Source organism: Alteromonas profundi (assembly GCF_010500865.1).
GTDB lineage: Bacteria > Pseudomonadota > Gammaproteobacteria > Enterobacterales > Alteromonadaceae > Alteromonas > Alteromonas profundi.
On sequence record NZ_JAAAWN010000004.1, the window covers coordinates 16520 to 42186 of the forward strand.

Sequence of the window (25667 nt, forward strand, 5' to 3'; positions counted from 1 at the left end):
AGCAATGAGCGATAGAAAGCCTAATTCATCACAAGAATCTGCGTTTGAAGACGAAGATTTCATTAGTAAAAGCGAACTTAAGCGTCAGGCAAAAGAGCACCAAAAGCTAGGTGAGAGCCTTGTCAATCTAACGCCTGCCCATCTAGCCACTGTGCCGCTAGATGAAGAACTGGCTGATGCAGTTAACGTTGCGCGTAGTGTAAGTCGCAAAAAAGAAGGGTTCCGCCGCCAAATTCAATTTATTGGTAAACTGCTTAGACAACGAGATAATACCGCTATTGAGGAAGCAATGGCGAAGCTGGTTAATCAACACCAAGCAAGTAATGTGGCCTTCCACCGGCTAGAAAAAGCCCGTGAAGCGGTAATCGAACAGGGTGATAGTGCCATTCAAGCACTTATCGAGGAATACCCTGAACTTGATAGACAAAAGTTGCGCCAATTTCACCGCCAAATAAAGAAAGAGCGGGAAAAGAATGCACCGCCAAGAGCGTTTCGTGAACTCTTTCAGTACTTAAAAGATGTGATAAGTGAAGAGTAAGCCCATAAACAATATGGGTGGGGTATAAACGAAAAAAAGCACCGATAAGGTGCTTTTTTGTACGTAGAAATTAGGCTGTGCCGCCCACAGTAAGCTCGTCTATTTTAAGGGTAGGCTGCCCTACACCCACAGGGACGCTTTGGCCGTCTTTACCACACACCCCTACCCCTTTATCAAGGGCGACATCGTTACCAATCATTGAAATTTTTTGCATTACTTCAGGGCCATTGCCAATTAGCGTAGCCCCTTTTACCGGTGCCGTAATTTTGCCATCTTCAATCAAATAGGCTTCAGCACTGGAGAAAACAAATTTACCCGAGGTAATATCTACCTGGCCGCCGGCAAAATTAGGCGCATAAATGCCTTTCTTGATGGTGCTAATAATTTCATTTGGATGGTACTGACCCTCAAGCATATAAGTATTGGTCATACGCGGCATAGGTAAATGAGCATAAGACTCTCTTCGCCCGTTACCAGTAGGTGCAACACCCATTAAGCGCGCATTATGCTTATCTTGCATATAACCTTTAAGTATACCGTCTTCAATCAGTACATTATGCTGCGTTGGCGTACCTTCATCATCTACCGACAATGAACCACGGCGATAAGCTAAGGTGCCATCGTCTACTACCGTTACCCCTTTTGCCGCCACGCGCTGGCCAATTTTACCACTAAAGGTAGATGCTCCTTTGCGGTTAAAGTCGCCCTCAAGCCCGTGACCTACTGCTTCATGAAGTAGCACACCTGGCCATCCGTTACCTAACACCACAGGCATAGCACCCGCTGGCGAGGCCACCGATTGCATATTAACTCTTGCCATATGCAAAGCATCATCCGCTAATTGTTCGTAGAAGGGTTTACCTTCTTCATCGCGGCTAAAAAACGAGTAAGCATAGCGCCCACCAGCTCCAGCACTACCACGCTCACGACGCTCCCCTTGCTCTAGCAATACAGAACAATTTAAACGTACCAGCGGGCGAATGTCGGTGGCCAGTGTACCATCACTTGCCGCCACTAAAACTTCTTCATAAACCCCGCTTAAACTTACTACTACTTGGTCTGCTGAAGGTTCTTGTTGGCGAATATACGCATCAACGGTTCTAAGTAAGCTTATTTTCTCTGCATCTTGCATAGCAAGAATAGGGTTATTCCCCTCATACCTTGCCGTATATGCTTTGTGCCCTAACGAAGCGACCTGCTGGGTACCGCCACTTGGTGCTATGCTTCTCGCTGCGCTACATGCTTTAGTTAATGCTTCTTCGCTAATCTCATCAGAGTAAGCAAAGCCTGTTTTCTCGCCACTTATGGCGCGTACACCAACCCCACGTTCAATGTTATAGCTACCTTCTTTAATAATGCCGTCTTCCAGCACCCAACTTTCGTGCTGGCTAGACTGGAAATACAAGTCGGCATAATCGGTGTCATGACGATGAATGCTTGCTAAGGCCTTCTCTAACGCGGCAACTTCTAGGCCAGCGTCTGCGAGTAAATGGCGTTCTACAGATTTAGACAAAATGACTCCTGAAGCGGTTGTGATCGGCAACCGGCATATTCTGTTTAATGGCTTGTCGTTCATTAATGTCAACGTTAGCTTGAATGAGGCCCTCGCCTTGAGGTAGCTCGGCTAAGGTTTCTCCCCATGGAGAGACAATAATGCTGTGTCCATAGGTTTCACGCCCACTTGCGTGAACACCCGATTGGTTAGCAGCGACCACAAAGGTTTGCTTTTCAATCGCACGTGCTTTTACCAACGTATGCCAATGAGCTTCCCCTGTCTTTTGTGTGAAAGCTGCAGGCAGTACCAAAATATCGATATCGCCCATGGCGGTAAACAAGCCTGGAAAGCGCACATCATAACATACCGCTAGGCCGATGTTGCCTATTGGTGTTTCCACAACCACAACTTCCCGACCTGGCTTTGTAAAGCGAGACTCTTTGTAACTCCCCGTATTGTCGTCAACAGACACATCAAACATATGAATCTTGCGATAATCGGCAAGAGTTTTACCGTCGGGGCCAAACAATAAACAGGCCGCAGAAAATTTCAGCGGGTTTTCGGTTTGCATAGGAAATGTGCCCGACACAATATAGCAATCGTGTAGTGCGGCCAATTCACTTAGTTTGCACTGAATTTTTCCAACATTTTCAGGCTCAGCAACACTCAGTAATGTGCCGTCCTTGGTGCCAAAGCAGGCAAAACATTCGGGCAGTACAACTAGGCTATTTTTAGCCAGTTTACTGTTCGCTAGCGTATGGGAAACCATCGCTAAGTTTTCCTCAACATTTGGGCCAGATGTCATTTGAATTGCTACTAGATTAACCATCGATCACCTCCATTTTAATGCGCCTTACGTCATCCTTTGTAAGGGGTCTGTCGCCTAAAGGTTCAGTTTCTGGCGTGGTTTGTGCCGGTAATGTTATATCTTTGCTGTTTCGCTCAACTTCGTCAAACTGCGGCTCGCTGATGGTACCGGTAACGCGATAATTAACATTTGAAATAACCTTCGCCGATGTTAGCACCTGATCGATGGCTAACGCCGCTAATGCAGTGGGTGGCGTAGCAAGAAAATACACAAGAAATGGTAAGTTACCGGTAACATTCGGCGCAAAAGAAACATTGTAGTTTAGTGCGCCGCTTTCTAAGTTAGTATACCCGTTAATTTCAATTTCGCCTGCACCACCATCAATTTCGGTATCATCAGTAAACGCTCGGCCATCAGCGATACTTAAGGTGCCTTGCATGTCATCGTAGAAAAAGCCTTGTGCAAACACATCCCTAAAGTCTAAGCTTAATTTACGTACTAACGAGTTCAAGCTAAACAAGGTAAAAATACGTGAGCCCTTGTCACTTAACTCTGTTAAATAACCATCAGATAAAGACCAAGCTACATCGCCTTGTACTTTAGCTAAGTTAAAATCTAGCGGCGAAGCTGGCCACGATAAATTGAAATCTACCTCTGCGCTGGAGTCTTTTATTCCCGATGACACCCCAAACTGTTTTAGCATCTGCCCCACATCAGGGGACTCAAGTTTACCGTTTAATTGGGTTAGCGTGCGTTCGCCGTCATGGGCCCAAAGGCCACTCGCATTTATTATTGCCTCATCTGAGCGCGTAGCTAGTTGCCTAACTTTAATTCCGTTGGGGGTCTTTACGGTGTCTAAACGCACTTCACCTAACTCTACACTATACACATTACATTGTTGGCAATAGAAATATACCGGAGGGATGTCGATAGGATCTAACTGAGGCGCTTCATCTGAGGCTGCTGTAGTTTTTTTCGTGTTTTCAGTTTCACTGGCTAACCCATCAACGGGCTTGGTTAGCGAAAAATAATCGGCATTGATGTCTATGCCCTCAGACATAATATCTTGGTTGATACGCACTGTGCCTCGGGCATTTTTAGCATCAATATTCATTAGCCAATCAGCACTTTGTTGGCGCGCCGTTAATGCTACATCGTACAAACTGTGCCCGGCTATTTCTAAGCGCTCGGTGGTCACAAAAATGCGTGAGGGAGAAGGAAAGATGTTGGGTTTCCCTCCCTCTGTTTTAGCGGAAGGCTGCTTGCCCAGTAAGGTTTGAAGCGTAGCAAACCACGCCAGACCATCTGCGTAAGGTAAATTCGCCGCGATACTAAACCCTGTACCCCGATTTGATAACTCTGTTGCCCCAAGCGCAAGGTGGGCCCGGGAAAACTGCATTTCCTGATGGGGCAATACGCCTTCAAAGCGAATATTTTCTCCTAAGCTGGCATCCACAGTAGACACGCTTTTATCACCTGAACTATGCACGTATAGCGGGAGGGCATTGCCAACTAGGCTATCGAATGGTTGCGGCAATAAACTTTGGGTGGCGGCCAAATCGGCAGTAACGGTGGCATCGTATCGAAAGTCTTGTTTATCGATAGTTAATGTCACATCGCTATTCCATTGCGTTTCACCGTCTACATACTCGACAAACTTGGGGTTAATACGTTCGGCTAGGGGATGAACATGCCACAACCCCTGCATATTAAGATTAAGTGTATACGCGTCTTGCTGACGCCCTGTGAATGACAAGGCTACCGGCTGTCCTAGCAAATTGGCAGAAATAGCATCGGCATCAATATTCGCGTTATCAAAGGCTATTTTCCCTTGCGTGTTATCAAACTGCATTTTAGTGCTGCTAACATAGACCTTATTGCCAGTAAGTGTCGCAACGCCCTGCGCTCTTACCTGCTTGCCACTACTTAACGGTATATCGAGTTGTAAATCGGCCGCGAGCGCTCCCTTCACTGTCACATCATTCGACAGTAATTTACCGAGTGAGTCCGCTAAATTTGACTGGTTCATTAGCGCGGTTAGCGATTTACCATCGCCACTGCCCGTTGCGTTAATGGTTAATGTGGATGAGGAATGTAAGCGTGGAATTACTGCGCGCATATCGGTAATAGCCATGTTGCCTAACTGGCCATTAGGGCTATACATGGTAAGTGCATCGTTTTCAAAATAAAGCGATAAGTCTAGCTCTTTTAGCGCAGGCCACTGCCTTGCAAAGGCAAATTCACTTCCTTTGATATCCACATAGGCCTGAAAAACGCCTTGATTATCATTAAAAGGGAAGTCTTGCCCTTTGCCGTGCCATAAAATACGTGCGCGTTCTATTTCACCTTTACCGGTAAACGCACGGGTCAGGTATTCGAAGGTCTTCTTGCTCTTCTCATTAGAAGGAAATAAATCGCTGATCCCATCAAGCGAAAGGGGCGCTACGCTGGCGTAAATATCAGTGTTGCCCGTGGTGAGGTTTACGCTAAACGAGGGCGAAATATCAAGCTTATCAGTATCAAATACAATATCGTTAGCGCTCACCAACCATTGTGTTTCCCCTGCTTGCTGTGTTTGATAGGCATAGACACTGGCAGAGAATTCATTAACGGCTAAGTTTTCACGAATAACCTTGTCGCTAGCTAGCATTGTATTGCTACTTTTAAGGTAAAAAGCACCGCTATTTTTATACCAGTAGATATCAGCATCTAAACCAGACAACCCCGGTATACCACGGGATTGAGACCAAGATAAGTCGAATACTTTAGCGGCTAACTGCACGGAGCGATTGCGCATTTGTAACTGCAATGTGGCCAGTTGCCCTTTCGGGTTGAGACCACGCACTTCATCATCGCCAGTATCGTCCATAAATACAGGGGCCAGCGATAAAAATGGGTTTATTGGTACGGGCTTCACCGTGTTTACCAACACATCTCCATTTTTTTCCACTCGCCCGATAACATCAGCCACCAAAATTTCATCATTCGAACTTACGGTTAGCTGGTCAACCCGAACATTCCAGCCATCTTTATGAGGCAGTGCCTGTACACTCCCGCCTAAAATGCCCGTCATTATAGGAGAGTAATTTTCGCCGCCCCACTCTAATAGGCTACTGTCTAGCTCTGCCTGAACGCTTTCTACGGCATTGTTATTAATATGCGCCCACACTTTAAAATTAGCACGACTTTCAGTAAGAGGGCGTTTGGTGTTTAATAACCCGCTAACCCACGGAGAAATATCTAAGTCTTCTGCTTTAGCATAAAAAACCCCTTGAAACTTCTCTTTGCGCCCGGTGATGTCAATGATAAATGACGCTGAGTTAGAGGCCAGTTCGGTGACTTTCATTTCACCTAGCCCTTGGTGCCTATCGCCGCGGTTATTCCACGATAGCCTTTCGATATCAAAAGCGGTCTCTACTTCTTGATGAGTTATTGACACCACACCCTCTTCGAGCGAGAAACTTTGTAGTTGCTCAAGGAAAAGGCTTTCTAACGCAGCAACAACTGGGAAGTCACTTTTTCCCCCACTGCCTAAACGGTCTGCATCCACGTGCAAAGCTAAACCACGTAGTTCAAACCTAGGTGAAGAAATTAAACGCTGGGTTACCGACTGCCAGAAATCCACCTCAACATATATTTGGCGAATATTTAGTGCAACCGGCGATGCTGAATTTTGGTGGAGGGAAACAGAATTAAGAACAACACTTGGGCCAGCGCGCTGCCATACTGCATGCACACTGCCAATATTGAGGTTTACCCCATAGCGGTCATTAATATAGTTTTCTATCAGGTGTTTGTTATCATCGATATGCGGTAGAGCATAGCGGGCTGCGCTTAGGGTAAGCGCAAACAACACCAGCAGAATAGCAAGCAGCAGCCAGACTTTTTTAACTACGTAAGCGGCTACCGAGGTAAATTTTGACACACTTTGCCTTATAAATCGTTAACGTTACATCATGACGACGTCGTACTTATCCTGATTGTACAAGGTTTCTGTTTGCACTTTTATCTGTTTTGAAACAAAAACTTCAAGCTCTGCAAGCATGTGTGACTCTTCGCCCATAAGGGCATCGACCACTTTCGGAGATGCATAAACAACGAATTTATCGGCATCATAAGCGCGATTAACACGAACAATTTCACGCATAATTTCAAAACAAATAGTTTCGATAGTTTTTACTGTGCCCCGCCCTTTACATACAGGACATTCGCCGCACAGTATATGCTCGATACTCTCTCGGGTTCGCTTACGGGTCATTTCAATTAACCCTAACGCGGTAAACCCATGAATATTTATCTTCGCCCTATCTTTGCTTGTTGCCACCTCTAGACTATGTAAGACACGCCTTTTATGATCAGGTTCAATCATATCGATAAAGTCGATAAGGATCATGCCCCCTAAATTTCTAAGCCTTAGCTGACGAGCAATGGCCTGAGTGGCCTCAGTATTCGTGTTGAAGATGGTTTCTTCTAAGTTTCTATGCCCGACAAAAGCCCCCGTATTAATATCAATGGTGGTCATGGCTTCCGTTTGATCGATAATTAGGTAGCCACCAGACTTCAAATCGACTCTACGCTCTAACGCACGCTGGGCTTCATTTTCCACATCATACAAATCGAATATGGGGCGATCGCCGGTGTAATACTCTAGCTTACCGTTCATTTCAGGCACGTATTCTTTGGTAAACTGAAACAGCTCTTGAAACGAAAGCTTAGAGTCTATCCGTATACGATCTAACTCTGTGCCTACAAAGTCTCTTAACACCCGCCGGGCAAGTGGTAAGTCTTCGTACAAAACATTGGATTTTCGCTTCTTCATCCGCGATTGAATTTTATCCCACAAGCGACGCAAGAATGCGGCGTCTTGTTGCAATTCGTTTTTCCCCACCCCTTCAGCAGCGGTGCGCAAAATGAACCCACCATTTTCGTCGCAAAACTCTTGCACGAGCTGCTTTAATCTATCGCGTTCTGCTTCTTCTTCTATTCGTTGCGACACGCCTACGTGGGTTACGCTTGGCATAAAGACCAAGTAGCGACTGGGAATAGTAATGTCGGTAGTAAGGCGAGCGCCTTTGGTCCCAATAGGGTCTTTTACCACCTGCACCACGATATCTTGCCCATCGCGTACAAGCTCTCTAATATCTTGCTTTTGTATATGACTTGCCGATACTTCTTCAGCAATTTCATTGTGGATTACAATATCTGAGGCATGGAGAAATGCCGCCTTTTCTAACCCAATATCCACAAACGCAGCCTGCATACCTGGCAGTACGCGGCTTACTTTACCGCGGTAGATATTGCCAACCAAGCCTCGTTTCGTATGCCTTTCCACATGAATTTCTTGCAAAATTCCGTTTTCAATAAGGGCCACACGGGACTCAGAGGGTGTTACATTGATTAGTAGCTCTGCACTCACTCTACAACTCCAAATTCACTGAGTAACTGTCTTGTCTCATACAAAGGTAGCCCTACCACCGCACTGGCACTGCCGTTGATGGATTTTACAAACTGACCACCGATGCCTTGAATGGCATAACTTCCCGCTTTATCTGCTGGCTCGCCTGTTTCCCAGTATGCGTCAATTTGGGCATTCGTCAATGAGGCAAAGTTAACTAACGTGGTTATGGTTTTGGTAACGCTGCGCTCAGCGTTCGCCACTGAAATGGCTGTAAGTACTTGATGTTGCTTGCCCGATAACATGGTAAGAATACGTCTCGCGTCTTCTTTATCTGTGGGCTTGCCCAGACTTAAGCCGTTAAAAGCAATAAGTGTATCTGAAGCTAATATAAGCGTACTCGCTGTCAGCTCCCCCGCTTGCCTTAATCGCGTCAAAGCGGCTTGTGCTTTTTCACCGGCTAAGCGTGCCACCTGTGCGTTGGGTGTTTCATCAGGCCATGCCGACTCGTCGATATCTACCGGCATTACTTGGTGGCTTATGCCTAACTGATTAAGGAGCGCGGTGCGCCGTGGCGATGCGGATGCAAGTACTACAGATACGGTCACAGATGTTTAGCCTCGTATTAGGTGATAGATAGCTGACGACGGGTTCTACGTAGCAACCAAAACACCCACGGCCAAATAACCATAGAGGTTAGTACCGGCCATAAATAGTCTAATTGAAAATAGATATCTGTGAGTAGATGCTGCACCCAAAAGGTTAATAGATGATAAAGCGCCGACAATAGGCCTATAACAATGGCCTGCTGCCACACTGAATAGTTACGTAGCCGTTGGTAATTCGCTGCCAATACGTAGACTGAGATAGATAACCCAAAACTGTGGATCCCAAGCGTTGTTCCCATCAACACATCCACTGCGATACCGCAAATAAATGCAATACCCACGTTAACGCGATGAGGAAGTGCCATTGTCCAATAGGCCAACACCACCAATACCCAATCGGGGCGGTATAAATCTACTTGAAATGGCAAAGGAACAATTTGCAGTACCAAGGCAATGATAATACTTATGAAAATAGCGGTATGACGCTTACGAATCATTGCTGTTTTCCTCCTCGGGGATCGCAGGCAGCGACGCCTCAGGCTCAGCCCAAAGCAGCAATAGGTATTTCAATCTATCTAGGTTTGCCATTGGCTGTGCAATTATTCTTGCAAATGGACGGCTTTCATCTCTTATAACAGAGGTAACAGTAGCAACGGGATAACCCTCGGGGAAGATTTTTCCCAACCCTGAAGAAATTAGTACATCCCCTTCTTTTACATCTACGCTGTGCGGTACATGCTCTAAATACAATTCTGATAGCACGCCGCTTCCGGTGGCTATAAATCGGATATTATTGCGCAGGGAACGAACGGGTATGGCATGGGTAACATCCGCAATGAGTAATACACGGCTGTTGGTGGAGCCCACTTCCATGACTTGGCCGATAATCCCTTTTTCATCAAGTACCGGTTGCGATAAGTAAACCCCATCAATCGCGCCTTTGTTGATGACCACCTGTTGGCTATAGGGGTTTTTATCTACCGCCATAAGCTCAGCTACCATCTTTCTCGACTCGGTGCGTACCGGCGCAGACAGTAGCTCTCTTAACTGGGTGTTTTCTTTTTCTAGTACCTCAAATTGCTGGAGCTTTTCACTCATCAACAAAAGTTGATTAGTCAGTTGCGCATTTTCTGCTAGCAAATCTTCATGGGAGGTGAGCCGCTGGGCACTTTCGCTAAGCAATAGGCCAGGCAAATTTGCAAGGTACTGAATAGGACTCATAAGAGAGTTTAGGTAAACGCGGGTAGATTTGAACCCATCGAGTTTATGATCAACAAAAACGAGCAGCACTGACAACACAAGTGCCAATGCTAATCTATTATTTAATGAGGGACCGCGGGTGAAGATAGTATCCATGATACAAAGAAGGCAACCGTGTAGGTTGCCTTGCCCGTTTACTCGTAACTAAACAGGTCGCCACCGTGAAGGTCAATCATGTCGAATGCCTTACCGCCGCCACGTGCTACACAAGTAAGAGGGTCATCTGCAATAACCACTGGAATACCCGTTTCTTCCATTAGCAAACGATCGAGATCTTTTAATAACGCACCACCGCCAGTTAACACCATGCCGCGCTCGGAAATATCAGAGGCAAGCTCTGGCGGAGACTGTTCAAGGGCAACCATAACAGCTGAAACTATGCCGGTAAGCGGCTCTTGTAGTGCCTCTAAAATTTCGTTTGAGTTTAGCGTAAAGCCACGCGGAACCCCTTCTGCCAGGTTTCTACCACGAACTTCAATTTCTCGAACTTCTTCGCCCGGATAGGCAGCACCAATTTCATGCTTAATGCGCTCAGCCGTGGCTTCACCTATAAGCGAGCCAAAGTTACGGCGAATATAATTAATAATGGCTTCGTCAAATTTATCCCCACCAATACGCACTGAAGAGGAATACACTACGCCATTAAGTGAAATAATGGCAACTTCTGTAGTACCGCCACCAATATCTACAACCATTGAGCCTGTTGCTTCTGATACGGGTAAGCCTGCACCTATGGCGGCTGCCATTGGTTCATCAATTAGGTACACCTCACGTGCTCCAGCACCAAGTGCTGACTCTTTAATTGCACGGCGTTCTACTTGCGTAGACCCACAAGGAACACAAACCAATACACGAGGACTTGGGCGCAAGAAGTTATTATCGTGAACCTGTTTAATAAAATGCTGAAGCATCTTTTCGGTTACGTAAAAATCGGCGATAACGCCGTCTTTCATTGGACGAATTGCACGAATATTGCCAGGCGTACGACCTAGCATACGTTTTGCCTCGGCGCCCACGGCAGCCACACTCTTAGGGCCGGCGGCCCGCTCTTGGCGAATAGCAACAACGGAGGGTTCGTTAAGAACAATACCTTGGTCTTTAACGTAAATCAGCGTATTAGCTGTTCCGAGGTCGATGGACAGATCATTAGAGAACATGCCTCGAAGCTTTTTAAACATGAAAAGTGTATTCCTGTTAATGTGTTAACGCGTGTTAGCAAGGGTGAGATGACGACGCTTTAACGTGAAGTCGATATTTATCCGCACACTTTAACAATGGGGGCATATTTGGGCAAGTAATGCATGAGTATAGTCTTTAAATAATACTCAAATAAAATGCAAACCCACAATTGTAAAGATTGCGTATTGCCTAGGGTGACAACACTCATGAGAATTAGTTCACTAGATTACTCATTTTATTGTGAATAAATTTTCTATTTGGCGATGAAGCCTGCGCTTATATTCAACGGTATTTGGCAGCATTTTGGGTCGTTAGCCCCGTGACTAGCATCTAATTTACAAGGTAATTGGGTTAGTGGTGCCCGTTGCAGGGAAATAATCGAAATACGCCCCTGAACTTAAACTGTATCGACACCAATAGTTACTTTGGTCTTTAGCAGTGGTTTCATCATAAAGCCGTGGAATAACTTTGAAACCATCTACTCGCATGGGGCGGGCGAGTAACGCATCCCAAATGTCCTTACACCCATCAGCGGTAAACTCACCTGTAGGCCAGCCATTGGCATTTATCTTTACCGGGCTTCGGTTAACTTCTTTACCGCTTTTGTCGTAGTGAATAAGCATTATCATTGACGTATGCTGGCCTGCACGCCATTTCCAATGTGCTGATGATACATGCTCGCGGAAAACGTTAGCTAACACCGTGAACTGTTCGCTAGTTTGGTCTTCTTCGGGCGTATTTATATTGTTGATCACAAAAATTAAGGAGCCCGCAAAGACAATAACAATAACCACGCGCAATAGGTTACTAAGAACACTTGAAGTGTCTTTTTGTTTCGGTGACTTTTTCATAATCCGTGTTCATAATCAGTGCCTTGTACTATTTGTATAGCACACTTTTAATAGAACATCGGTAAGATTTTTACGCAAGGCGTGGGGGATAAATGTGGCACGTAAGGCGCCTATCTTTCGCCCTACGTCCCCATGTTATTATGCGGTTTTAGGAATACTTACTGGGTCTGTATCAGCGTTATTGTTTACCTTAGTATTCAATGTCACCTCAGCCTGCTGCTTAGCTAAAATATAGTTTTCTAAATGCTGCTGTTGGGCGTTGGATAAACGTAAACCTTGCTTAGTTCTCCGCCAAATAACATCTTCAAGAGACATCGCCCATTCATACTCAATAAGGTAGTCGACTTCGGCTTGGTATAAATTAGCGCCGAAATTCTCACCCAAAGCATCAATACTTTGTTTTCCTTCTAGGAATTTATGACATAGCAGGCCGTATTGGCGCACGTAGCGGCGCGTAATGTCGCTCGGTAGCCAAGGATATTGCTGTGACAAACTGTCAAATAGTGCCTCTTTTCCTTCAAACGCGCCGCCAGGTAGTGGAACGTCCCTTGTCCAAGCTTTGCCTGCACGGGGAAACTGTGCAGCCAGTTTATCTACTGCATGTTCAGCGAGTTTTCGGTAAGTGGTTATCTTGCCGCCGAAGATATTAAGGAGCATAGGCGTATTCTTCTCGCCAATTAATTCTACTTTATAGTCGCGCGTAAGCTCCTGGGCCGATGCATTAGCTTCTTCAAGCAATGGCCGCACACCGCTATAACTATGTACCACGCTATCTCGGTTAATTTTAGTTTTAAAGTAGGTATTAACGATATCAATTAAATAATCAGTTTCTGCCTCTGAAATCGCCGCCGCAGAAGGGTTTCCAGTGTAATTTTCATCTGTCGTACCCACCAAAGAAAAGTCTTCTTCGTAGGGGATAACAAAAACAATCCGGCCATCCTTGTTTTGCAAAATGTACGCTTCATCAGTGTCATAAAGCTTAGGCACAATAAAATGGCTACCTTTAACAAGACGCATGGCGTTAGGGTTTTTTATATCAGCCAGTCTATCTAAGAAAGACACTGCCCACGGCCCCGCAGCGTTAACTATGGATTTCGCCTCTACTGTAAACGTTTTCCCATTGGCCGATTTTAACGTAACACTCCACTTATCATTAAGCTTTTCTGCATGAACGCATTCGGTACGCGCGAAAATTTGCGCCCCTTGATCTTGTGCGGCCAAGGCGTTTAGAACAACTAATCTGGCGTCATCAACCCAGCCGTCTGAATATTCAAAACACGTGCTTATATCACTTACTAAGGGGCCTTGCGCAGACGTAGATAGCTTCTTAGAACGGGGGAGCATGTTCCGCTTAGCCAATGAGTCGTACAAAAACAATCCAATTCTTATCATCCACGCGGGCCGAAGATGCTTTTGGTGCGGTAAACGAAAACGCAAAGGCCACATTATGTGCGGCGCTTTACTTAACAGTACTTCGCGCTCCGCCAGTGCTTCTTTAACCAAACGAAATTCGTAATGTTCTAAATAGCGCAAGCCACCATGAATCAATTTACTACTTGATGAAGAGGTAGCACCGCCAAGATCGCCTTTTTCACATAGCGCTACGCTTAAACCCCGTCCTGCGGCATCAAGTGCCACACCAACGCCGTTTACTCCCCCGCCTACGACTAAAACGTCGACGCTCGTCGTTACATTGTTGTTGTAATTGGTCATGATCATGCCCCTAGTGGCTTGGCTAACTTTCATGCTATTTGACGATCAAAATGAAAACATGTCAACACAAAACGAACATTAACGAACATAAATGAGCGTGATGGCCTTCGGTCAGTTACACTAAACACGCGCACGAAGTGCTAGTGTTTGGCAAACACAATAGTGAGTATAGGTTACGCTTGAATGAAGGTGATGTTGTTTTCAGCGATAATTTCACTGATAGCAGGGGGTGGGGTTTTATCGCAAACAAGGCAGTCAACCTGCGAAATATGCCCCTGTTCAACCATGGCCTTACGTTCGAACTTGCTATAGTCTGCGGCCAGTATCACATGCTGAGTATGCGATAGAATTGCTTGAGATACCTTTACTTCACGGAAGTCGAAATCAAGAAGCGCACCATCAGCACTAATACCACTTATACCGATAATGCCATAATCCATTCGAAACTGGCTAATGAAATCACAGGTAGCTTCACCAATTATACCGCCATCTCGATAGCGAACTTCACCTGCAGCTATGATCACAGAAAAATCCTCTTTCGCTGATAATATAGTGGCTACATGGATATTGTTCGTCACTACGTGCAAGTTTTTATGATTAAGTAGTTTGCTGGCAATAAGCTCGGTTGTCGTACCTATGTTGATAAATAATGAAGCGCCATTGGGGATCATGCTTGCTACCGCTTCAGCAATACGTTCTTTGACTTCACGGTTTTGGGTTTTTCGCTCTTGGTATGGCGTATTTTCCCAGCTTCTATTTAATCCTGCACCACCATGATACCTACTCAATACGCCGGTCTCAGCCAACTGATTTAAATCGCGACGAATGGTTTGTGGCGTAACCGCACACTGAGTAACCAAATCATCAATGGACATAAAACCGTTTTGCTTGATAAGACTCACTATTTTTTCATGTCGTTGGGTTTGGTTCATGGCTTACTCCTACATAGTCATAGGCTAAGTATACGTACTTCCGCCTCCACTGCCTATGACAAAAAGAACATAGAAATGTTCGTTTTCGAAAATTCAGCGTTGTTAATTCGCTGTAAATAATGCAAACTCTTTACAAACTACGTTCAGCAGAGGTGTTCATGGGACAATATATTCTTGCCATCGACCAAGGTACAACAAGCTCTCGCAGCATTATTTTTGCCGCTGACGGCACTATCACAGCCATCGCGCAACAAGAGTTTTCACAGAAATACCCCCAAGATGGTTGGGTTGAACACGATCCTGAAGAAATCTGGGAAAGCGTTACCGCTACCATGAAGAATGTCTTTGAGAAGTGTGCTGTGTCGCCGTCTGACATAGCGTCAATTGGTATCACCAACCAACGGGAAACTACCTTGGTGTGGAATAAGGGCACAGGCAAGCCCATTTACCCTGCCATCGTTTGGCAAGATAGACGCACGAGTGCAAAGTGCCGCGAATTAAATGACGACGATAGCTTGGTCTCTTATATTACAGACACTACAGGCTTGCTGCTTGACCCTTATTTTTCTGCTACTAAATTAGCCTGGATTCTAGATAACGTAGAGGGCGCACGAGAACAAGCAGAAGCGGGCGAACTGCTCTTCGGCACCGTAGACAGCTTTTTAATTTGGCGCCTAACAGGGGGTCAGTCACATAAAACAGACGCCACAAACGCCTCTCGAACTATGCTGTTTGATATCAACAAACAGTGTTGGGATGAACGCCTACTAGATACCTTCAACATCCCCAAATCTATGCTACCTGAGGTTATGGATTGTGCAGATGAATTTGGAACTATCGACGCTTCTATTATCGGCAACCCCGTTCCTATTCAAGGGGTAGCGGGCGACCAACAAGCTGCGTTAGTTGGCCAAGCATGTTTCGAAAAAGGAATGGCGAAGAGTACTTACGGTACAGGGTGTTTCATGATCCTTAATACCGGCGATACCCCGCTACAGTCTAAAAACCGTTTGCTCACTACTGTAGGCTACCGACTCAATGGCAAAACCACCTATGCGCTTGAAGGCAGTATCTTTATGGCAGGGGCAACGGTTCAATGGTTACGCGACGGTTTAAAACTTATTGATGATGCTGCCGAAAGTGAAGCTTTAGCGCAACGTGCCAGACAAGATAATGGTGTATTTTTGGTTCCCGCATTTACCGGACTCGGCGCTCCCTACTGGGACCCTGACGCCCGTGGCGCTATTTTAGGGTTAACCCGAGATACCGGCATAAGTGAAATTGTGGCCGCGGGTTTACAGTCGGTTTGCTATCAAACTAAAGATCTTCAAAAAGCGATGGAAAGTGATGGCGCACGCCCTACCAACATAAGGGTAGACGGAGGCATGTCGCGTAACGATTGGGTAATGGGCTTTTTAAGTGACATATTAGGCGCAGAAGTTGAACGCCCCGAAATTACTGAAACTACCGCGCTCGGTGCCGCATTCCTTGCCGGGCTGCAAAACGGTTTATTTTCCTCTATCGACACCCTTACCGATTGCTGGAAAAGCGATAGCGTATTTACCCCACGTTTATCGAAAGACGAACGAGACCAAGCCTATGAAGGTTGGAAAAACGCGGTAGCTCGCATTCGCTGCAGCTAATTATTGCTACCTAGCCGCTTTGTTAATAAGGCGTAGTTATCAACTGCGCTTTTTTTATATCAAAATATTTTTATAACATTATCATTACATTGTTATTTTGTGTTAGTATCTCAATCAAGGTAAACGTTTCACCTTTTACCTTAAAAAATAAAATGCTTAAAATTCATATAGATAATAATTAGAAAATTGAATTAAATGCATTCTGCGTGTAAATAATATGTTAAATAACTTGAACCGCACGGCGCTAAAACGTAATTTAAACACAAAGTGCGTCGAAAACAGCCTACTCACGGAGATAACACAGTGACACATAAAATTAACACACCACAATTAGGCCCCATCACGAAACGCTCTCTCGTTGGTGTTGCTATCGCCTCTGCCCTATACGCCCCAATTTCATTGGCGCAGGAGGAAACAAACCCCTCTGACCAACAAGTAGAAGTTATCGAAGTAAAAGGTTTTACCAGCTCATTAAGGGCCTCGATGCTAGACAAGAAGGCATCTGATGTTGTTTATGATGGTATTACCGCTGAAGACTTAGGTAAGTTCCCTGACCAGAACGTTGCTGAGTCTTTACAACGTATTACAGGTGTAGCAATAGACCGTTCTGGCGGTGAAGGCCAATATATTACTGTTCGTGGTTTCGGCCCCGACTTTAACACAGTGTTGGTTAATGGTCGTCAGATAGCGACTGAAAACCAAGGCCGTGCATTCAGTTTTGATACCCTACCTGCGGAACTTATTAGCGGTGCAAAAGTGTATAAGAGCCCATTGGCCTCTATGCAAGAAGGCGGTATTGGCTCTACCGTAGAAGTTACGACGGCGCGCCCCTTTGCTTTCGACGGTTTTAAAGCAGTAGCCAGTGTTAAAGGTATGTATGAGGATATTTCAGAAGAAACTACCCCTCAGCTATCTGGCTTAGTAACGAATACATTTGCTGATGGTAAACTCGGTGTTTTAGCTGCCGCCTCATTCCAGCAGCGTAAACTACAAACCAACATGTTGGAAACGCGCTACTGGCGTCCCGATGTGCCGATTACTGATCGTTCTCAGCTAGACAACCCAGACTATGCAGTTGTATCTCAATATAATAATGTATATATACCGCAAAACTTTGACCAAATTGTAGATTTAGTCGACCGCGAAAGAACCTCAGGTAATTTAGTTGTTCAATATGCGCCAAACGATGATATGACGTTAACGCTAGATGGGTTGTACTCTAAATTTGAAGTTGATTCTGATGCCCACAGTGTTGGCCACTGGTTCACCGACAGCAACTTAGATGACATGACATTTACTGAAAATGGTAGCCTTAGCAGTGTTACCAGTACAGTGGTTGAAGGTGTTGGCGGTGCCACCGACTTTATTCGTCGCCGTTATGGACGTGATGTAGAAATACAAGCTTTTGGTGCTAACTTTGAGTGGTTGGTTAACGACAACCTTACTGCCAATATCGACCTATCAACCTCTACAGCTGAAGACAACAGTGGCGGTGATAACTTCTTTACCGTTTTAGGTTATAACAATGAATATAGCGTTGACTTCTCTGGCGCTACACCTACCTTGGAAGTTGCCGGTGGTGACACAGCATTGCAGGACCCTTCGTTAGCACGTATGCACTACAATGAAAGAAACGGGTTCGATACTGAAGATACAATCTCAGAATATCGTGCCGATTTCTCTTGGGTACCAGATTCAGACAATGCATTTTATAAAGTAGATTTTGGTATTTACTATCAAGATCGTGAAAAAACTAACACCCGTCGTTTCGCTTCAGGCTGTAATGTTTACTGCGGCTATACATTTGACTTCCCAGACGAACTGATCTCTGTATTTACCGCAGATAACTACTTCGATGGCGTACCAAATCAATGGCTTTCTTACGACCCTGAAGATTTCTTCGAGTATGCAACATCAGATGAGGCTGTACAACAGATCGCCGACGCAACAGGCTTATCATTTGATGAGGTTCGCACCACTATTGATGCAACCAATATTGCCGATCCGCAACCGAGTAACGACTCCTTTGTTGTAAGTGAAGAAATTCTAAGTACCTATGCCCAGTTCTACTTCTCAACAGAAGTGTCTGATATGCCGGTAGATATTAACTTTGGTTTTCGTTACAGCGAGACGGATACGTCGGTTGATGGGACAAGCCAAATTGTTAGAGATTTAGAACCTATCCCTAATGACCCGTCAGACTACAACGTGGTGTATGAAACAGATGTAGGCACACCTGTTAATGAGTCGAACAGTTATTCGTCGCTGTTACCTAACGTTAACGTGAAGCTTCAATTAACTGACGATTTGTACCTACGCTACGCGTATGCAGAAACCTTGACGCGTCCTATGATGGACGACCTAGTCCCGGTATTTAATATTACCGTTTCTCGCCCTGGTAACCTACAAGCGCAAGCCGGTAACACTGAGCTTCAGCCTTATAAGGCCACCAGCTGGGATGTATCACTGGAATGGTATTACGATGATACTAGCTACTTTTCTGCCGCAGCATTTAACAAAGAAGTTGAAGACTTTATCTCATCTTCCACAGCAGACGAGTCATTATTCTTAGATAGTGGAGAGTATGTGTTTAACGTACTTCGCCCTCGAAATGGCGACACCCTTGAAGTTGAAGGGGTTGAGATTGCCTGGTTGCATACTCTTGAGAACGGATTTGGTATTCAAGCAAACGCGACTATCGTAAATTCCGATGCTGAGTTTAGTTTGCCTGGCTTAGGTAACTCGCAAAACATTACACTGTTTTATGAAAAAGATGCCTTCCAAGCACGTGTAGCATTGAACAATCGTGAAACCTTTATGCAGGAAGCAGTAAGTACTCTAGGTGGTACTGAACCTCGCTTTACTGAAACCTATACGCAGGTTGATATGAGCGTAAGCTATGATATCAACGAGACGTTAACTGTATTCTTCGAAGGTATTAACGTTACCGATGAAGAACTAACCCGCCGTGGCCGCCTGTCTGAACACTTTGTTCAGCAAGTTGCTGACGGCGCACGCTACGCCGTAGGTGTGCGTGCTAGCTTTTAATTAAGCGCCAAAAATAAAGGGGGCCATTTCGCCCCCTTTTTGTCTTATTTCTGCTGAGGAGTTTTTCGTGTCAGGCAGCTTAACCCAACTCATCGTTTTTATTTTTATTACCGCACTTATCGGGTTACTTACTTATCTTAAGTGCCGTGGTCACGGACATAGTAAAGCCAGTGAAAACAAAGAATATTTCCTCGCTGGCGGCGGCCTTTCTTGGATTTTCGTTGCTGGCTCTATAACGCTTACCAACCTAAGTACCGATCAGCTCGTTGGTATGAATGGTAATCAAATGGCGCTGTTAGCCTGGTGGGAATTTGCTGCGGTAGCGGGGCTTATAATTTTAGCCCGGGTGTTTCTACCTGTGTACTACCACTATCAGTGCACCACCACCACCGAACTGTTGGAAATGCGTTACAACAACAAACATATCCGTGCCCTTATCGGTTTGCTTTTCTTTTTAGGCAGTAGCCTTATTTTCATGCCGGCGGTAATTTATTCGGGCTCGTTGTTTATGATCAATATGTTTAATGTTGATCTTCCTTTAATGTATGTCGCCACCGCTTTTGCGCTTATCGGCGCCTTTTACGCTATTTTCGGAGGCTTGCGTGCAGTAGCTGTTTCTGACACGTATTCAGGGGTACTACTACTTGTTATGGCGATAGTGGTGGTTGTATTAGCTCTGTTTGCTATCGACTTCGATTTTTCAGGTATCCCAGCTGAACGCCTAACCTTAATTGGTGATAATGACTCTCCGCTTCCGTGGCACACTCTGCTTACGGGAATGATCTTCATTCAAACCTTTTATTGGAGCACTAATCAGGTAATTACCCAGCGCGCTATGGCAGCACCTAACCTTAAAGAAGCACAAAAAGGGGTGTATGCCGCCGCCATTATCCGCTTTATTATCGTTCCCACCATCATTGTGGTGCCTGGCATAATTTCATTTAAGCTATATGGTGATATTAACGATGCTGCGTATGGAACCCTCGTCGGTGATGTATTACCAGACTGGTTATCGGGTGTATTTGCCGCCGCCCTTGCTGCGGCAGTATTAACCACTTATAACAGTAACCTTAATTCTGCCACCGCCTTATATGTGTGTGATATTCATGAAGCCTATGTAGATAAAAAGCCTAATGTGGCACGTTTGAGCGGCGTGGTAACCGCGCTTCTAACCGTAGTCTCTTTGGTTATGGTGCCTGTTTATGCGCAAGCTGAAAGTATTATTAATTTGCTTCAACAACTATTTGGCTTATTGAGCATGCCCATACTCTCTATCTTTATCGTGGGCCTATTGTTTAACAACGTAAATGCAAACGCTGGGATTTTCTCTGTCATTTTTGGTGTACTACTGTACGCCTACTTTAGTTTTGTACATGCGCCATTTGGCCTACACTATATCCATCTAATGTTAGTTACGCTAATTTGCTGCATAGCGCTTGCATTAGCCACAAATAGACTCGTGTTTAAACAAAAAGCCCAGTGGCGTGGCCGTTTGATTGACGACGTTCCTGTAAGCGAATAAAGAAATAGACCTCGACATGACCCCAATAAATCGTATTGTTATTGTCGGTGGTGGCACAGCAGGCTGGCTAACCGCTGGTCTGCTTGCCGCCAAACATAGCCAAGCGAATAAGCAAGGGCAATCCGTGTCGATCACCGTTGTCGAGTCTAATTCGGTACATCCTATTGGAGTTGGCGAAGGTACGTGGCCTACCATGCGCCGAACGTTAGCTAAAATTGGGATTAGTGAGCACACCCTTATCACAAAAGCCAGCGCGACATTCAAACAAGCGAGTAAATTTGTTGGCTGGCACCACACTAATAAGATTAACGACGAAAATAAAAATAGCCGTCAAAGCCATTACTATCACCCGTTTAGCGCCCCTCAAGGTTCAGCTACTGCAGATATTACCCCCTACTGGCTAAGCGAAAGAGCGGGCAATTCATATTATGCAGACGACGTTTGCTTTCAGCCTTCCTTATGTGAGGCTGGGCTCGCGCCAAAATTACCAAATCAAGCAAAATCTGCCTTTTGTGCCAACTATGGGTATCATTTAGATGCCGGTGAGTTTATTGCGCTACTAAGAGAACACTGTACACAGCAACTCAACGTACATCATCTCATCGATGACGTAGTAAACGTTGCAACAGGCATACATGGTATTGAAGCACTCACCACCCTCAACAATGGGGAAATTAAAGGCGACCTTTATATTGATTGTTCGGGCTTTAACGCTCTGCTTATAGAAAAAGCACTGGGTGTTGAATTAAAAGATGCGTCTCATCATCTTTTCGCGGATAGCGCTCTTGTTTGCCAAGCGCCTTATGAGCAAGAAAACGCCCCAATTGCTTGTCATACTCTCTCTAGTGCCCAAACGGCAGGATGGATATGGGACATAGGGCTACAACATCGCCGCGGAACGGGGTACGTTCACTCAAGTGCGCACCAAAGCTCTCACGATGCGCTTCATACCTTCACGCAATATTTAGGCTCGGTGGCGCCCTCCTTGGCCGTTGGGGACAAAATAAGAGAGATTAAATTTAAAACCGGTTATCGCCATCAGTTTTGGAAACAAAACTGTATCGCAATAGGCCTTTCAAGTGGTTTTCTAGAACCTCTGGAGGCCTCGTCTCTTATGCTTATTGAGCAAAGCGCCTCGCTTGTGGCTGAGCAACTTCCGGCGCATAGCGGGGTTATGCCCCATGTTGCCAAGCGGGTGAACGCTACTCTCACCTACTTATGGGAGCGCACCATTGAATTTTTAAAACTGCACTATGTATTAAGCAATCGCACGGAAGATTTTTGGCAAGACAACAGAAATGTCGACAGTATACCAGCGCGTTTAGCTGGCTTGTTAGATGAGTGGAAATATCGCCCCGTGCTAGAGAGTGATTTTACTAGCGCAACTGAGGCATTCAGCGCCCAAAGCTACCGCTATATTTTATATGGTATGGTCCATGGCAATAGCCCTTTTTGTGATAGTTACAAATATATGCATACCCCATTGAATGCAAAATTTGCCAGTAAACAGTTACAACTTAATCACGCCTTTACCCGTCAATTACACACACGCCTTCCCTCCCATAGGGGGCTTATTGAAAGCTACTATAGCGCCATACGATAACGAGTACATTATGACTTCACCCACCTACGTGCCGCTAGATAGCACACAACATAAACACTACTCAATTGTTCAAGACAATAGCTACTCTCATGCTAAAGACTTCAACTTAGTTAACGTTGGCTTTAATGAAATAGCAAGCTTAAGCGGCTGCATGCCGTTAGCGGTAGCCGTTGACGATACTGAACACCCACATGCGTTAGTTGCGGTAGTAGGCTGGCCACAATTTGGTAATGTCTTTTGCGGGCAACAGGAATGGTTGGGCCATGCGCTTCCTTTAAGCATTCAAAGTTATCCTTTTAATTACGCATTGGGCGAACAAAAATTTACGGTGCTATTAGACGAATCAGCGCCTTGCGTATCCCCTGACACCTCAGTGGGCGTGGCGCTATTTTCCACCGATGGTCAACCCTCGTCCCTGTTAAAAGCACAGCAAAGCGCACTGTCTAGCTTGGTCGCAGGTCAGCAACAAGCGCAAGCATTTTTGAAAGTACTCAGAGAGCTTGGGTTATTAACCAGGTTGTCGGTATCAATTACTCGGCAAGACGGTGAGGTACACGAAGCGGCAAACCTGCTCTCTATTAATGAAGAAAAGCTAGCGGAACTAAATGCAGATACTCTGTTGCAACTGCATCAACAAGGAATTCTTATGGCGATCAATGCCATGATGCTTTCGTTACGACAATACAACCGGCTAGTGCAACTAACCCGCACTAACGAAAACCCTATTGAAAAAGTAGGCCTAAAGTTAATTAGCGAATAGCGCAGACCAATAGGCGTATTTATCGCTTTTTCAGGTTGCGCTTTTAGCAAGAAAATGTAAACGTTTAACCTCTTGTTAAACGGGTACTCTTCACCTTTATTTGATACATATGGCGCGTTATATTCAGTGACCCACTGGCGTCTACTAACGACGAGGTTTTTATGCCAACACAACCTAATTTCGTAACGTTAAAAAATACGTTCGTACACCTTACTTTTGATTGCCAAGGCGCGATGCCCAAAGTAATTTACTATGGGGCGCCACTTAGTGAAGCAACTACCCCTGAGATGCTAAGCGTATTAAACACACGCCAAGAGGCGAAATGCGCCCCAGTGATAGAGCCACCTATTACACTTGTACCTACCCACGGCGAAGGCTGGACCGGCCAACCAGGGCTGGAAGTTTTTGGTGACTCAGACCAATGGTCGGCGGGCTTTACGTTAGTAGACGTAAGCCAAAGTGCAAATGAGGTTTCTTTTGTAGGCGAAGATACCCATCGCGGCATGCGTCTAACTACCAGGGTATCGCTAGACGAAGGGTCTACCGTGGCTGCATTTGTTTCGCAGATAGAAAATATCGGCGCAACACCACTGAACCTTCATTACCTCAATGCCGCTAGCTTACCGTTACCTACTACAGCAACGAAACTTAAGACGTTTGAAGGGCGCTGGTCAGCTGAATTCCAAACTACCGATCACGATTTATTCTTCGGTAGCTACGTAAGAGAAAATCGCCGTGGTAAAACCTCTCACGATACATTTCCGGGCCTAATTGCATTTCCTGAAGGTACTGGCGAACTAACTGGTGAATGCTTTGGGTATCATTTAGGCGCCTCAGCAAACCACAGACTCAGAGCCGAGCTAATGGCAGACGGTCGAAGCTACGTACAATTTGGCGAGTTACTTTTTCCCGGTGAGGTAACCCTTCAGCCGGGTGATAGCTATACTACACCAACCCTTTATACAGGTTACGGGAAAGCCGGCTTCTCCTCGCTATCTCAACACTTTCATCAATTCATTCGTCGTAATATCTTAAAGCATAGTGCAACGTCTAAACCTAGACCTGTGCACTACAATACGTGGGAAGGCATTTACTTCGACCACAACGAAGACGAGCTTAAAGCCCTTGCTGATAAAGTAGCACCCTTGGGCATTGAGCGATTTGTGTTGGACGATGGTTGGTTTAAAGGCCGTCGCAACGATAAAGCGGGGCTTGGTGATTGGACAGTAGATGAGACAATTTACCCAGCAGGGCTTGATGGACTTATCGACCATGTAACCGGGCTTGGTATGGAATTCGGTATTTGGTTTGAACCTGAAATGGTTAACCCAGATAGCGACCTTTATCGTGCGCATCCAGAATGGGCGCTACAAACTGAAAATAACCCACAGGTGCCATTTAGGAACCAATACGTGTTGGATTTAACCAACCCAGAGGTAGTGGAATACCTGTATAAGGTTATTACCGATGTTTTAAAAGCCTACCCGAAGATCAGCTACATCAAATGGGATATGAACCGCGACGTGAATCACCCAGGCAACCTTCAGGGTAAACCTGCCATGCACGGTCAAATGGCTTCCCTTTATCGTTTGATTGATCGCGTGAAGGCCGCGAAACCCGGTATCGAAATAGAAAGCTGTTGCTCTGGTGGGGGCCGGGTTGATTTAGGCATACTGCCTCATACAGACCGTTTCTGGACCTCAGACTCTAACGATGCATTAGACCGCTTATACATCCAACGTGGCTGCTCTTACTTCTTCCCGTCTGAGGTTATGGGCGCGCATGTAGGCCCACGAGATTGTCATATTACCGGCCGGCATATGCCAATTGAAATGCGTGCCGCGGTTGCGATGTTTGGTCATATGGGGATAGAGATGGACCCCCGTGAACTAACCGAACACGAGAGCAAGACACTTAGTGAAGCTATTTCTCTTTATAAAAAATACCGCCATATTACTCATGGCGGCGATCTCTATCGTATGGATGATGATGGCCTAAATGTTAAATTTGGCTATGTGTCTAAAGATAAAAACGAAGGGATTTTTGCCTACAACAGCGTGACAGAAACCTTACGTACTACGCCAAATCGTTTTTACTTTGCAGGCCTTGCAGCAGAAAAGCAGTATAAATTACAACGCGTTTGGCCTACTACCTTAAAAGAGTATTCGCCGTCTATCTTGCAGCAAACAGAAGGCCAAGTATTTAGTGGCGAAGTGCTTATGCAATACGGCATGCAACTGCCCGTACTGTTCCCTCAAACAGCGCTTGTTTATACACTAACAGCCGTATAACTAAGCCGTTAGCGGATATAT

The 25667-nt window shown here is 45.4% G+C and carries 18 protein-coding genes; 7 read left to right on the plus strand and 11 right to left on the minus strand.

The features are described from left to right. Positions 1-4 precede the first annotated feature (4 nt). The gene (gene yjgA / locus GTH32_RS03955; RefSeq protein ID WP_163083948.1) at positions 5-538 is read left to right on the plus strand and encodes a ribosome biogenesis factor YjgA; all 534 of its coding nucleotides are present in this window, start codon (positions 5-7) and stop codon (positions 536-538) included. Positions 539-608: 70 nt separating this feature from the next. Here yjgA and tldD read toward each other — a convergent pair whose 3' ends face one another. The 11 genes from tldD to GTH32_RS04010 form a co-directional block, all read right to left on the minus strand. Continuing rightward, a complete protein-coding gene (tldD, locus tag GTH32_RS03960) occupies positions 609-2051 on the minus strand; it encodes a metalloprotease TldD (protein WP_163083949.1) in 1443 nt (480 codons plus the stop codon). Continuing rightward, complete coding sequence (locus tag GTH32_RS03965) at positions 2044-2862, minus strand: carbon-nitrogen hydrolase family protein (RefSeq protein ID WP_163083950.1); 819 nt, start codon at positions 2860-2862, stop codon at positions 2044-2046. Before GTH32_RS03965 ends, tldD begins: the two co-directional genes overlap by 8 nt. Beyond that, positions 2855-6766: a YhdP family protein gene (locus GTH32_RS03970; RefSeq protein ID WP_163083951.1), complete on the minus strand. Its 3912-nt coding sequence runs from the start codon at positions 6764-6766 to the stop codon at positions 2855-2857. Before GTH32_RS03970 ends, GTH32_RS03965 begins: the two co-directional genes overlap by 8 nt. A 24-nt stretch (positions 6767-6790) precedes the next feature. Continuing rightward, on the minus strand, positions 6791-8257 hold the full coding sequence (gene rng / locus GTH32_RS03975; protein ID WP_163083952.1) for a ribonuclease G: 1467 nt from the start codon (positions 8255-8257) through the stop codon (positions 6791-6793). Then, entirely contained in the window at positions 8254-8844 is a 591-nt protein-coding gene (locus GTH32_RS03980; protein WP_163083953.1) for a Maf family nucleotide pyrophosphatase, read from the minus strand. Before GTH32_RS03980 ends, rng begins: the two co-directional genes overlap by 4 nt. A gap of 17 nt (positions 8845-8861) precedes the next feature. Further along, complete coding sequence (gene mreD, locus GTH32_RS03985; RefSeq protein ID WP_163084138.1) at positions 8862-9338, minus strand: rod shape-determining protein MreD; 477 nt, start codon at positions 9336-9338, stop codon at positions 8862-8864. Next, positions 9331-10200 (minus strand): rod shape-determining protein MreC, encoded by an 870-nt coding sequence (gene mreC / locus GTH32_RS03990; protein WP_163083954.1) that lies wholly within the window; start codon positions 10198-10200, stop codon positions 9331-9333. Before mreC ends, mreD begins: the two co-directional genes overlap by 8 nt. A 38-nt stretch (positions 10201-10238) precedes the next feature. After that, positions 10239-11282, minus strand: coding sequence for a rod shape-determining protein (locus GTH32_RS03995; protein WP_014947909.1), 1044 nt, complete (start codon positions 11280-11282; stop codon positions 10239-10241). 336 nt (positions 11283-11618) lie between these two features. Beyond that, a complete protein-coding gene (locus GTH32_RS04000) occupies positions 11619-12134 on the minus strand; it encodes a hypothetical protein (RefSeq protein ID WP_163083955.1) in 516 nt (171 codons plus the stop codon). 138 nt (positions 12135-12272) lie between these two features. Beyond that, a complete protein-coding gene (gene glpD / locus GTH32_RS04005) occupies positions 12273-13847 on the minus strand; it encodes a glycerol-3-phosphate dehydrogenase (protein WP_163083956.1) in 1575 nt (524 codons plus the stop codon). A gap of 173 nt (positions 13848-14020) precedes the next feature. Continuing rightward, the gene (locus tag GTH32_RS04010) at positions 14021-14779 is read right to left on the minus strand and encodes a DeoR/GlpR family transcriptional regulator (protein WP_163083957.1); all 759 of its coding nucleotides are present in this window, start codon (positions 14777-14779) and stop codon (positions 14021-14023) included. A 158-nt stretch (positions 14780-14937) separates the two neighbouring features. Between GTH32_RS04010 and glpK the strand changes: the two genes are divergently transcribed. The 6 genes from glpK to GTH32_RS04040 all read left to right on the plus strand — a co-directional run bounded on the left by glpK (position 14938) and on the right by GTH32_RS04040 (position 25646). Continuing rightward, positions 14938-16422: a glycerol kinase GlpK gene (glpK, locus tag GTH32_RS04015; protein ID WP_163083958.1), complete on the plus strand. Its 1485-nt coding sequence runs from the start codon at positions 14938-14940 to the stop codon at positions 16420-16422. A 303-nt stretch (positions 16423-16725) separates the two neighbouring features. After that, complete coding sequence (locus tag GTH32_RS04020; RefSeq protein ID WP_163083959.1) at positions 16726-19470, plus strand: TonB-dependent receptor; 2745 nt, start codon at positions 16726-16728, stop codon at positions 19468-19470. A gap of 67 nt (positions 19471-19537) precedes the next feature. Continuing rightward, entirely contained in the window at positions 19538-20992 is a 1455-nt protein-coding gene (locus GTH32_RS04025) for a sodium:solute symporter family transporter (RefSeq protein ID WP_163083960.1), read from the plus strand. Positions 20993-21008: 16 nt separating this feature from the next. Then, positions 21009-22595, plus strand: a complete 1587-nt coding sequence (locus tag GTH32_RS04030; protein ID WP_163083961.1) for a tryptophan halogenase family protein — start codon at positions 21009-21011, stop codon at positions 22593-22595. Positions 22596-22605: 10 nt separating this feature from the next. Next, complete coding sequence (locus GTH32_RS04035) at positions 22606-23355, plus strand: SapC family protein (RefSeq protein ID WP_163083962.1); 750 nt, start codon at positions 22606-22608, stop codon at positions 23353-23355. Between the two features lie 161 nt (positions 23356-23516). Continuing rightward, positions 23517-25646, plus strand: coding sequence for an alpha-galactosidase (locus GTH32_RS04040; protein ID WP_163083963.1), 2130 nt, complete (start codon positions 23517-23519; stop codon positions 25644-25646). Positions 25647-25667: the final 21 nt, after the last annotated feature.